We start from the raw sequence: 12,418 nt of genomic DNA, 5'->3' as shown, positions 1-12,418 counted from the left end.
CTGGCCATCCCCCATTTTTTTCTTTGGCGACAAATATGCCATGCTATTTATATGCTCTAAAGACAAAATCCCCCCGCCGCATAAAGCGGCGACCCCCTTATAAAGGGGGTAAAAGCTGCCTGCCAACATGATTCCCCCCTTAATAAGGGGGGATGTCCGAAGGACAGGGGGGATTCGTCCTTCAAGAAGGCATGCAATTATCCGATAATACTTTCACATAAAATTATTCTTATAACGATAAGCATTATAAGGAGTTACAAACATTAGTACAAAAATTCTGGGGGATGGCCAGAAATCTTGCTCTTTTCCTGGAAAACAAAATGAAACAAAAATAACAATGAAGCATATAAAAAAAACGACCGAAAAAAATTGAGTAGTACTATGTAAGGAAAGAGATTATTTTTAAAGGTGTTTAATATATCCGAGTATGCTATTTGATAAGGTTAGTGATCGTATATATATCCCGAAAAGAGACATTTTGCGAAATGTCTTAATCGGCATGACACTTTTCATCCTGAATTCGTTGCCGCTTCGCGGGAACGATAAAACCGTTTCAGTATCTACATGATAAAAAACAACTTCTTTTCAAATCTATTAAAAAAGGAATGGAACAATGAAACGTCGCACCTTTCTCTTGTCCGCCGTTGGGGCGGCGATGACTACCAGCGCCTTCGGGGCGGTTTTCACCCGTGGAAGGGATGTAAGCTATGAGCCTGACCAGCCTTTGACCAGCATGGGGCTTCGAATAGAGGACGGCCTCAATATTCTGAAAAAGGGAGAGAAGGGCAATATCCCTCCGGATCTCCGTGAGGAGATTCTCGATAACCCCAAAGCTGTATTTATCATCAACGCCGGTGTCCAGACCCAAAAAGGCGAACGGGGTGGATTTGCACCCTGTCCCGACCAGATGGAGCGTCTCGGAAACCGTGTCGGCGAACTTGTCTTCCGGAAAGGGTCGGGAAAGGGAGGCAGAACCATGATCAATCCCAACCTGGTTGGCGGAATGAGTAAGCAAGCGCCGGTGGAAACCAGTTTTCCCGGAATGGTTCACCCTTATTTCATCGTGGGACTCACCGACCGTCTCTCCGATTTCGGCAACGCCAACCGGGCCATTTCCGCCCGCGGCGCGCTCCGTCACCCCCAGGTAGTGGAGAGCGGGTTCCAGGCGCTCCTCGACAAGCACAGACTTCTGCTTATCGAAGCTCACCTCCAGTGGTTCAAGGACTACAAAAATTCCGAGCTTTTGAAGCATAAAAATCCCGATGGCCTGGTCACCCGAACATTCTATACCATCTGCCCGGTTTTCGAGAAAGGCACAACCTACATCGACATCGCCCACGCCCATACCCACAAGGTCGGGCACACGACCCTTACCCTCAAGAACAACCAGGGCGTCATGCCTCGCGGTTACGGTCACATCTGTGACGCCTGGACCACCCTCGACATCTACCGCCGTGACATCTTCAGCGATTTCAATCCCGACTTCCGCCGGGCTATCGAAAAGACCTATGTCAAGCACGCCAATATGAATTACAAGTACTGGGACGATGGCGGCTTTTACAAGAGCTACCTTAACATGGGCGGCTATGACGCCTTCGTCAAGGCGAAAGCAGCCTATGAAAAAGAGCGTCAGAGCCTTGCTAAACAGTACACCGGCAAGGAACTCGCCGACGCCACCGGCAAAGCCATGGACAAGCTCTACGATATCGCCGACTCACGCATCTTCTGGGCCGAGATCTGGGCGCAGCGGATGATGGACATCAATGCCGTGCTTCCCGCCCCGTATGTGAGCATGGTCGAGGGCGTATTCGCACGCGGCGACAACGGCACAGAGCTCCTCAATTTTGTCACCGTGGGGCGAAATTCCACCGCTGTGGACGCGGTCACCTCATGGCTCATGGGGCAGGACCCCCGCGAGCTTCCTTACCTGCGCATCGCCAACGAGCGCGGCCTCGGCGAGAACAATATCGAGAAGATTCCGCTTTTCACCCTTAGCGAGAAGGGAGTTGAAAAGATCGCCGACTACAGGACGGTCGAAAGAGGCAAGCTGGGGATTTATAATTACGGGCTGAATGAGCCGGGGTTGAGGTATTTTTAAGCCCTCACCCCCTGACCCCCTCTCCCACGCGTGGGAGAGGGGGAATAACAAACAGTAGCATCATGTATTTATTTGAACCATAAGGATTTTTATGTTACACCAAATAATCTTGAAACAATGTAAAAAATGGCTTGTTTCCGAAGAATGTACCGTCAGGCCGATTATTGAATACATCAAGAAACAAGGTAAGCTTCGTGATGCCCAGATTGAAGCGATAGAAATATATCTATACCTAAAAATCAAAGGTGGGAACAACCCTCTTTGGTATTTATTTGTAGATGGCTTTTTTAATCGAAATGAAGATCTTTCCCTTCTCAACATCAACGAAACGGCCCGTAGTTGTTTCGAAAGAGATGTTGCAGCTCGTGCTCTTTTTGAATTCTCTCGACTTCCGAACAATGGAAATGGCAGGAATGGAAGGAATTCAGCCACATTATTCCCTGAACTTGAGAATTATCTTATTGAGCACTCAGATGCAGTAAACTATAATTCGGTTATCAAAAATATCTTCTACAATGTAGAATATACTGATTATCTCTTCAGTCTCCCGATGGGCGCGGGGAAAACCTTTCTCATGGCCGCGTTTGTATATCTTGATTTATATTTCGCGCTGAATGAACCAGAGAATAAGGTTTTTGCCCACAACTTTATAGTCCTTGTTCCATCTGGTTTAAAAAGCTCTATTGTTCCAAGCCTGAAAACTATTGAAAAATTTGATCCTTCTTGGATTTTACCCGAACCGGCAGCTACAACTATCAAGAGAATGATTAAATTTGAAGTGCTCGACCAGCCTAAATCCGCGAAAAAGAGTAATAAAGCGCGAAATCCAAACTCACAAAAAATATACAACTATCAACCGTTTGACAGTCTCATGGGACTAGTTATGGTAGTTAATGCTGAAAAGGTAATTCTTGACCGTCTTGGCCTGACAGAACAGTATGAACTTATAGAATATAGTGATGATGAAAAAGACCGTTTCGCTAATGAATTGCGTAATATTATCAGTAAGCTTCCAAATTTACAGATCCATATTGATGAGGTCCATCATGCTGCCACCGATGATATTAAGCTCCGACAGGTGGTTAATAAATGGAATCGCAATGGCACTATTAACTCTGTAATAGGTTATTCAGGTACTCCCTATTTGAGTTCGGCGGAAATGGTTAAGATATCCGATACCATCCAACTCAAGTTTTCACAGATCACTAATACCGTTTTTTATTATCCACTCACAACAGCGGTTAGGAAGTTTCTAAAAAAGCCAAGGGTTGAACAAACGAGCGGTTTGCAACCGATTCAAATTATTGAGAAAGGCATAAGAGATTTTCTTAACTCTTATGATAACACAATTTATGCCAATGGTGCATGCGCCAAACTCGCTATATATTGCGGTAGCATAGAGCGACTTGAAGAAGAAGTATTTCACTATCTAACAGGCGCCATGAAAATCAATCCAGACATGATACTGAAATACCATAAAGGGAATAAAAAATTTAAGATTCCAAGAGCAAATGAGACTGAATTTGCATCTCTCGATACACCATTATCAAAGAAAAAGATAATACTACTTGTCCAGATAGGCAAAGAAGGATGGGACTGCCGAAGCCTCACCGGTGTAATTCTTTCCCAAAAGGGCGATTGTCCCACAAATATGGTCCTTCAGACTTCCTGTCGCTGTCTGCGCCAAGTTGATGCGGGAAAACATGAGACCGCTGTTATCTGGATGAATGAAGAAAACGCAAAAATCTTAGATAAACAGTTGAAAGATGAACAGCATACCAGTATTCAGGAACTAAACACTCTTTTAAAAGACCAGACGGGGAAAATGGTTGACCGGTTTTCTCGGCTTGAATATTTGAAACTTCCTCCCGTAGATTTCTATCAGCTTAAAATTGAATATGATACACTTGTTATTTCAGGAACAGTTGATCCTCTGAGTGCCATAGAGTCGATTGATCTAAAAGAATCTTTCGATGCAGCACTTATTATAGAAAGAGGGCTAAATCCTGATGAACCTCAGAATAAAGAGTTCCTTTTGAAGATAAAAGGTGAAACCGCGGATTTTGGACTTTGGATATTCACTATTGCCCGCGAAAGCTTTAATAGTCTTTCTTTAAATGAATTAAATGAATTCGGGAAAGAATTGAAACCGATATTTGACACCATTACGTTTTATAATAACGGCATTCTCTATTTTAATGACCTATATAAACAGGACTTGATTCGCTCACTGATACGTCTTGCGTTTCATCAACATCGTGACTTAAAAATTAAAACTGAAATCGTGCCAAAGAGCGCTCAACTCCTCTTTATCGGAAAGCTCGATTCAATACCTGAAAATGATAAGATATACCCAAATGAAAATGATACCAGGCAAATCATCGATCTGGATGCAAGCGGAAAAGACCCTAAAGATACTCTTGTAGCTATTCGTAAAACACTAGAGATGCAAGGGCTTGGCTATATGGCAGAGAGCTTTTCTTTCTCCTCTGCTATTTATAACAAGGATAAATCTTTTCATTATTTGCCATATAATTTTTCCCAGAGCCGCTTTGAAATGATGTTTTTGCAAGATGTTCTCAACCTTACTCTGTTCAATCAAAAAAAGCTGGAAGTTTACTACAACGGAGAAAGGCATCTCACTGATTTCCGCATTGCATGTTACTCAAAAAAGAACGATCGGTGGCTTCCAGTAGTCAAAAAATACACCCCTGATTTCCTAATTATCAGACGCAAGAACCAAAAGATTCATAAAATCCTGATTGTAGAAACAAAAGGTTCCGGGTTTGCTGATCAGCCAGGTTATCGTGAAAGAAAGTCTTTCATGGAAACTGAATTTCTACGTATGAATAATGATGAATACGGATATAAACGTTTTGAATATATTTCCCTCAGTGATGATGTTCCCAAGAACAGGAACCTATCCGAGTTGACCGATAAATTGAGATCATTTTTTGAGGAGAATTAGCTATGCCGATTAAGTATATCCCCTATTTCCCAGATACAGTTGATGGTCAGGCGATACTTAACAACTTCGTACGCACACAAAGAGCGTTACGGTATCGAGATAACGGTAGAGTGTACGAAAGAATTAAACGCGGATTGCCATTTTATGAGTTGGAGAAAGTGGAATCAGTTGGGAATAATCCTGAAAACCTCGTTATCCGTGGTGAATGCCTTTCCGCATGTGCGTATCTGAAAGATAATGGAATTTCAGTTGATTTAGTGTATATCGACCCGCCATTTGCCAGTGGCGCGGATTATGCAAAGAAAGTGTACTTACGCAGGAATCCAAAAATCGCTGAAGCAATTGCTAAAGCAGAAGAAGATTTGGATTTTGAAGAACTCCGCGCCTTTGAAGAAAAGATGTACGGCGATATATGGAATAAAGAAGATTATCTCAACTGGATGTATGAAAACTTAACCGCGATAAAAAGTGTGATGAGCGAAAATGCCTGTATTTATGTCCATTTGGGTTATCACATAGGGCATTATGTGAAGGTGTTGTTAGACGAAATATTTGGTCAAGAAAGTTTAATAAATGACATCATTCAGCATTATGAAACTTCATCCGGTGCGGTGAAAAAGAAATTTATTAAAAATCATGACTATATATTTTTTTATGCTAAAAACAAAGATGGAGAGTACGTATTTAATCCAATTAAAGAGCCTTGGCCTGAAACTACTTTGAAAAAATGGCAAAAAGATGAGCAAGGCAAAATATATCGCGTCCAGCATGGTTTTGACAAGCGTTATTATATTGACCCTGAAGGGAAGTTAGCAGATGATGTTTGGGATATTACTTTATCATCGAGAACAGAAGAACGCCTCGATTACGCTACTCAAAAACCTGAATCTCTTCTTGAGCGTATTATAAAAACCTCTTCAAACGAAGGAATGATTGTCGCTGACTTTTTCGGCGGTTCGGGTGTTACGGCCAAAGTTGCGCACGACTTAAATCGCAAATTCATTCATTGCGATGTAGGCATTAACAGCATTCAAACAACACGCGACCGTTTAGTTGCCGCTGGCGCGGAGTTTGACATTTACGATATTCAGGACGGCGTTTCGCTTTTCCGTAATCCCATTCAGACCATGGACAAGTTACGTACGCTCATCACCGGTTTGAAAAAGGAAGAATCACTCGACAGTTTTTGGGCAGGCGCATTAAGCGACAGCAAGTTTGGACTAGTTCCTGTGTACATACCAAATCTTTTGGATCATAATACAAAAGTTCTCGACATTCCGCTCATTAATCATATTATCAATGAAAAGATGTCTGATTTGCCCGACGGCGTTAAAAAGGTCATTGTATATTTTGTGGATATTGAGGACGAAGTAGAACTCAATAGTTTTATCAAAGAGTACAATGCAACAGAGATTGACGTCGAATTCAAGGACTTGAAAACGATTCTTGATGAAGTTGTTATCAATGATATAGTACAATATGCAGTGAATAAGACCACCGATGAATATGAAATTGTATTTCAGTCTTTTGCAAGCGACCGGCTTATACAGAAAATAGATGCTTATAATCAAAAGAAGATGCTCAATGGAACAAAAAACGATCTTTTAGAAAATGGCGAAGCGGAAGACGAGAACAGCGAAACAATAAGCAACGGAAACGGCAAAGCTAAGAAGGAATTTCAACCCATTGAAATTAGCGAAAATGGGCTTGAGTTAATTGAGTTTATCAGTCTTAATTGTTCTAATAAAACGGATGTATGGAAGAGCGATACTGAATTAAAGATCGATAAAAACGGATTTGTAATCCGAGATGGCAAAAAGACAAAAGAATTCTGGAATAGTAAGATTGTGACAAAGAAGAAGCCTTTGAGAATGAAGGTTAGAAATATCGCTGGAGACGAGACGATTGTTGGTTTGGAATAACACATTATTTCAGCCGCGTGCGGGATTGCGTTCGGCGGGGTGATGTGGCCGCACGAGCAGGATTTCAGCGGGGAAACGATTGAATGCGATTTAAAAGCGGAATCGCCTGTGCCGAAACAGAAATAAGGAGACAATCATGGTTAGACAGTTCAAAATCATTATGGAGAAACATCAGGACGGTTATATCGCTTATCCTCTCGGCATGAAAGGCGTTATCGTGGGGGAGGGTGACACCTATGAACAAGCGCTGGATAATGTCAGATCAGCAATAAGCTTCCACATTGAAACCTTCGGATTGGAAGTCATGGAAAGCTCATCCCCAGTGCTGGAAGTGTTTGTCGCTGAGGCGGGAGTGACCGTGTGACGATTAAATTCCCTGTGGACGCGCCCATCGAATATGTTTTGAAAGCTTTCGAGCATTTGGGTTTTCGTATAGTAGGGATGCCTTCCTGGATGTATATACGAAGAGATAAACGATACTGCCGAGTCCGGGTCGCTTTCGGTGGGGTGATGTGGCCGCACGAGCAGGATTTCAGCGCGGAAACGATTGAATGCGAGTTGGTTAACCTCAGGTAAATCTATCGTCTCATGCAGAAGTGTTTGACATTGAGCAGTGATATTTCGGAGGAAGTTATGAAGCTGACCATCGTCATTGAACGCGAAAACGACGGATATGTATCGTTCTGCCCGGAACTGGACATCGCCAGCCAGGGGAACAGCATCGCCGAGGCGCGTGACAATATACAGGAGGCGTTGGAGCTTTTTTTCGAGTGCGCTTCTCCTGAAGAAAAGAAACAGCGTCTCAGATGTTCCGCGTAGTTCCGGGCCGCGTTCGGCGGGGTGATGTGGCCTCACGAGCAGGATTTCAGCGCGGAAACGATAGAATATGAATTAGTAGTGGATTTATTTGATAAATCGCCTCGGTAGGCCCTTTATATAGCATTGCAGCCAGTGTCAGGTGCATGATGGACGATTTCGCGTTCACGGAATATTTCGAGAAGGAAGTTTTAAGGAAGCGGCCGTATCTGAAGAAGGAATGGTGCATTCGGATTGTCAAGAACCCGCTCAGGGTTGAGTCTCAGGAACACAACCGGTTTCGTTTCTGGGGGATAGTTGAAGAGCTGGATGGCCGTGTGGTAAGGGTCGTGACCCTTGAAGACAAACGAACAATTCACAACGCATTCCCCGACAGGGGGTATAAGCCATGAAAATCCGATATTACCCGGAGACCGATTCGCTTTATATCGATCTCTCCGAGAAAACAAGCGTGGAGAGCAGAGAAATCTCAGAAGGTGTCGTGCTCGATTATGATGCTGAAGGGAATCTGGTGGGCATTGACATCGACAATGCAGCCAAGAAAGTGCAGCTCAAGGAGTTGATTCTGAGTCGGCTGCCGGGTGACGTTCACACGATTGTGGCCTGACAAGATAGGTTAAAACCGTTCCACGACGCGGGAGTTTCGCCGAGTATATTTTAAGGCATGGTGTGAGCATTTTGGAAATGGAATGATGAAGCCACAGTTTCGGGCAGGAGGGAAAATACGGTGAGAATAGAAATGTGCGAACTGAGCAAGGTATTCGATGATCGAACACAAGCACTTTCTGATGTGAACCTGGTCATTGAAAACGGCGTGTTCGGTCTAATTGGGCCTAACGCCTCCGGTAAGACCACCCTGCTCCGTATTTTGGCGACTTTAGTAAAGCCGACCGGGGGAAAGGTGACGTTTGATGGGCATGATCTGAATAAGAACCGCGGCAGGATACGTTCCTTAACCGGGTACCTTCCTCAGAGATTCAGCCAGTTCACAAAATTGAAAACAAGGGAGTATCTCGATTATTCCGCCAGTCTTGCGGGCCTTTTCGATAAAAAAACACGTCAGAAAGAAGTTGATGATTTACTAGAATCGCTCAGTCTTTCCAAAGTTGGAGATGTAGATGCCAATAATCTGTCCGTAGTCATGAAACGACTCCTTGAGATAGCACAGGCGGTCATCGGCAATCCCACCATTCTTTTGGTGGATGAGCCGACATTGGGTCTCTCTCCGGAAGAACGGATTCGATTCAGGAATATGTTGAATGAACGAAGTAAAAAAATCGATGTCATCATTATGACCTCGCACATCCTCGCCGATATATCCAGTACCTGCCATAAACTGGCGATTCTGAACAAAGGGGAGGTTGTGTATCAAGGCGCTCCTGCTAATATCCCGGATCAGGAGAGCAGGTATGGATGGTTCATCGACGGTTTAAAACCCGGAGTTGAAAATACAAAAAAGCCGCCGGCAGATACAAAGTAAAATGACTTGGCAAAAAGTTATGCATAGTCTTTAGTCCTGTCGAAACCTCACCCGGCCTTTGGCCACCCTCTCCTAATTAGGAGAGGGCAAAAACAATGCGCATAATGAGTTACTCCCTCTCCTGACTAGGAGAGGGGGATAGGGGGTGAGGTAAAGAAACGCCAGAAAAATTATATACAACTTACTTTTTGCCGCATCATCAAGTAAAAATTAAAATAATCGCATCATTTGAGGTCATTAAATGAAAATATTCAAGTGCGGCGACCTGTATAAACCGGCGCCTGAAATTCACAAAACATGCATCTGTGTCGAAAACGGAAAGATTGCGAATTTCGTAGCTGAAGATGAACTTTCGCACTATCCTGAAAGCGAAATTATTGATCTCACCGAATATAGTGTCGGGCCGGGTCTGGTCGACATCCATTGTCACGGGGCTTTGAATTCCGATTTTGCCGATGGCGACATCGAGGATATCGCAAAAGCTGCATCATATCACCTTGCACGCGGTTCGACAACTCTCCTTGCCGGCGTCGGCTCCTGCACGACAGAGGAAATGATCGCTGTATGCCGGTGTGTTCGTGAAAACCGCTCCCTGTTCCCCAATATTTACGGCGTTCATTTTGAAGGGCCGTATTTTAACACCGGCTACTACGGCTGTCACCTGGCAGAAATGATCCGCACGCCATCGGAAAAAGAGTGGAAAGAGTTTGAACCGTATACTGATGTACTCAAGCTGGTCACTATAGCACCCGAGGTGCCGGGAGCAGGTGAAATGATCTCCCATTTTTCCAAATTGGGGGTGATTTTTTCCATCGGCCACAGTAATGCTTCCTATGAAGAAATCGACGTTGCATGCGGACTGGGCCTTTCCCATGCAACCCATGTGTTTTCCGCCATGCCGGGAGCATACCGTGAGAATTATGTGCTGAAACCGGGAGTGCTCGAAACTGTCCTCATGCGTGATGATCTGAGTACTGAAATCATCGCTGACGGTATTCATGTAGGCGCCAGGCTGGTTGAGTTCGTCCGCCGTGTAAAGGGAACTTCAAAAACGGCGTTTATCTCCGATGCGCTGCGGGGCGCCGGCTGTCCGCCGGGAATCTACGCGTTCGGACCCCGGAATGGGAAACAATGCCGTCTTATCGAGAATCCAAGGGTTGGTGTGGTTCCCGATCGTCCGGGAATCCTTGCATCGAGCGCTATTACGCTGTCGGATTGTTTGAAAATCCAGCCTCGGGTCACCACCCTGTCGCTATCCACAGTCTGGGAAATGGCGTCGTTGACACCCGCCAGAATTCTCCATATCGATGCCATGAAAGGATCCCTGGCTGTCGGTAAAGATGCCGACTTTCTTGTTCTGGATAAAAACCTGGATGTTCATGATGTGTACCTGAAGGGTGAACGGGTAACGGAACAAGTTCAGTTTTTTGGAATATGATCGGTGAAGCGTAGCACGCACTAAAACCTGAAAAAAAGAAAACCTTAATTCTGCCGGATAGATTATTCGTTCTTTCCGGCAATTGAATCCGAAAGGAGCATGATGATGAAAGCCCCCTGGGTAACCTACCGGCCGGAGCTGAAGGTGCTTGACTGCACCATTCGCGACGGTGGTTTGATCAATAACCATCAATTTGCAAACGATTTTGTCAAGGCGGTCTACGAAGCATGCGTCGAGGCGGGTCTGGACTATATGGAGATCGGGTATAAGAACTCCAAGCGCCTCTTTCCCAAAGAAAAATTCGGCCCCTTCCGTCACAGCGACGAGGAGGACATCCGCCGGGTCACAGGCAACCACGATTCGAAGTCCACGGGCCTGAAACTGGCTGTAATGGCCGATGCGGGCAAGAGCGACTGGAAAACCGACATCCTGCCCAAGGACCAGAGCGTCCTGGACATGATTCGGGTGGCCTGCTATGTCGACCAGATTCCCGAAGCAGTTGAAATGATCCATGACGCCCATGAAAAAGGCTATGAGACCAGTTGCAACCTGATGGCCATCTCCACCGTACAGCACGCGGAAATCGACCAGGCGCTGGAGGTAATCGCTGCAACGCCGGTCGATGTGATCGTAGTCGTAGACAGTTTCGGCGCATTTTACCGTGAACAGCTTGACATCCTGGTGGGGAAATACATCGAGGCTGTCAAAGGCACCGCCAAGCAGGTGGGAATCCACGCCCACAACAACCAGCAGCTTGCTTTCGCCAATACCATAGAAGCGATCATCCTGGGCGCCAATAGGGTCGATGCGACTATGGCGGGACTGGGCCGCGGCGCAGGCAACTGCCCGATGGAGCTGCTCATCGGCTTTCTCCGCAACCCGAAATTTAAACGGCGCCCGGTCTGGAAGCTCATACAGGACCATTTCGTTAAACTACGCGAGAGCATGGAATGGGGACCTCTCGCGCCCTACATCATCACAGGCCAGCATAACCGTCACCCCCGCGCCGCTATGGAACTTCGTGCTGGCGCCGACAAGGACAACTACGTCGATTTCTACGACAAGATTGTCGGGGATATATAAGTTAAGCTTCAATATCCAATTCCTTTTATGCAAAGCAATGTATCCGCTTCTATCGGTAAGGGGGACAATGATGAATATACCATCAGTTTTGAAGCTGATCATCGCTGTGTTCTTCCTCGCAACCCTGCCTGCACAAGTCCACGCCCTTACGCCCGACCAGGTTTTTGAAAAAGTCAAGGATTCGATCGTTGTCGTAAAAACTCTGGACGCCCAAGGCAAGGTGAAAGCCCAGGGGAGCGGTGTGCTGCTCCCTTCCGGAAAGATCGCCACCAACTCCCATGTTGTGGAAGGGGGTGCTTCCTACCAGGTGGGCCGTGGCAAACAGTTTGTCCCCGCTACTCTATACGCGGAAGACCGGGACAAGGATATCTGCCTCCTCGATGCAAAGGGTATTACAGGGAAACCGGCGCAGCTTGGCAAGGCAGCAAGCCTGAAGGTGGGGGTCCCGGTTTATGCCGTGGGAGCGCCGATGGGTCTGGAGCTTTCCCTTTCCGACGGAATCGTCGCTCAGCTCCGGGGCGGACCGCCTCCCTTGATTCAGACTACAGCGGCCATCTCACCCGGTTCCAGCGGCGGGGGACTCTTCAATGGAGAAGGTTTACTGGTTGGATTG

General features: G+C 45.7%; 12 protein-coding genes. All 12 read left to right on the top strand.

Going from position 1 to position 12,418, the window contains the following annotated elements; translation table 11 throughout:
- Window positions 1–613: 613 nt before the first annotated feature.
- Window positions 614–2,098 (top strand): DUF362 domain-containing protein, encoded by a 1,485-nt coding sequence (locus Q8O92_03260; protein MDP2982332.1) that lies wholly within the window; start codon window positions 614–616, stop codon window positions 2,096–2,098.
- Window positions 2,099–2,189: 91 nt separating this feature from the next.
- Complete coding sequence (locus Q8O92_03255) at window positions 2,190–5,066, top strand: DEAD/DEAH box helicase family protein (GenBank protein MDP2982331.1); 2,877 nt, start codon at window positions 2,190–2,192, stop codon at window positions 5,064–5,066.
- 2 nt (window positions 5,067–5,068) lie between these two features.
- Complete coding sequence (locus tag Q8O92_03250) at window positions 5,069–6,988, top strand: DNA methyltransferase (GenBank protein MDP2982330.1); 1,920 nt, start codon at window positions 5,069–5,071, stop codon at window positions 6,986–6,988.
- Window positions 6,989–7,124: 136 nt separating this feature from the next.
- The gene (locus Q8O92_03245) at window positions 7,125–7,352 is read left to right on the top strand and encodes a type II toxin-antitoxin system HicB family antitoxin (protein ID MDP2982329.1); all 228 of its coding nucleotides are present in this window, start codon (window positions 7,125–7,127) and stop codon (window positions 7,350–7,352) included.
- Entirely contained in the window at window positions 7,349–7,564 is a 216-nt protein-coding gene (locus Q8O92_03240) for a hypothetical protein (protein ID MDP2982328.1), read from the top strand. The genes Q8O92_03245 and Q8O92_03240 overlap by 4 nt, the downstream gene beginning before the upstream one ends.
- A 57-nt stretch (window positions 7,565–7,621) precedes the next feature.
- A complete protein-coding gene (locus Q8O92_03235) occupies window positions 7,622–7,807 on the top strand; it encodes a type II toxin-antitoxin system HicB family antitoxin (protein ID MDP2982327.1) in 186 nt (61 codons plus the stop codon).
- Between the two features lie 146 nt (window positions 7,808–7,953).
- The gene (locus Q8O92_03230) at window positions 7,954–8,196 is read left to right on the top strand and encodes a hypothetical protein (GenBank protein MDP2982326.1); all 243 of its coding nucleotides are present in this window, start codon (window positions 7,954–7,956) and stop codon (window positions 8,194–8,196) included.
- Entirely contained in the window at window positions 8,193–8,411 is a 219-nt protein-coding gene (locus tag Q8O92_03225) for a DUF2283 domain-containing protein (GenBank protein MDP2982325.1), read from the top strand. The genes Q8O92_03230 and Q8O92_03225 overlap by 4 nt, the downstream gene beginning before the upstream one ends.
- Before the next feature lie 120 nt (window positions 8,412–8,531).
- Entirely contained in the window at window positions 8,532–9,284 is a 753-nt protein-coding gene (locus Q8O92_03220; protein MDP2982324.1) for an ATP-binding cassette domain-containing protein, read from the top strand.
- 241 nt (window positions 9,285–9,525) lie between these two features.
- Window positions 9,526–10,722 (top strand): N-acetylglucosamine-6-phosphate deacetylase, encoded by a 1,197-nt coding sequence (gene nagA, locus Q8O92_03215; GenBank protein ID MDP2982323.1) that lies wholly within the window; start codon window positions 9,526–9,528, stop codon window positions 10,720–10,722.
- A gap of 99 nt (window positions 10,723–10,821) precedes the next feature.
- Window positions 10,822–11,805 (top strand): aldolase catalytic domain-containing protein, encoded by a 984-nt coding sequence (locus Q8O92_03210; protein ID MDP2982322.1) that lies wholly within the window; start codon window positions 10,822–10,824, stop codon window positions 11,803–11,805.
- A gap of 67 nt (window positions 11,806–11,872) precedes the next feature.
- Window positions 11,873–12,418: serine protease (locus Q8O92_03205; GenBank protein ID MDP2982321.1), on the top strand; the 546-nt coding region annotated here is incomplete at its 3' end.

Origin of the sequence: Candidatus Latescibacter sp., assembly GCA_030692375.1 — a bacterium.
GTDB lineage: Bacteria > Latescibacterota > Latescibacteria > Latescibacterales > Latescibacteraceae > JAUYCD01.
This window is presented reverse-complemented; position numbering and strand designations above follow the sequence as displayed.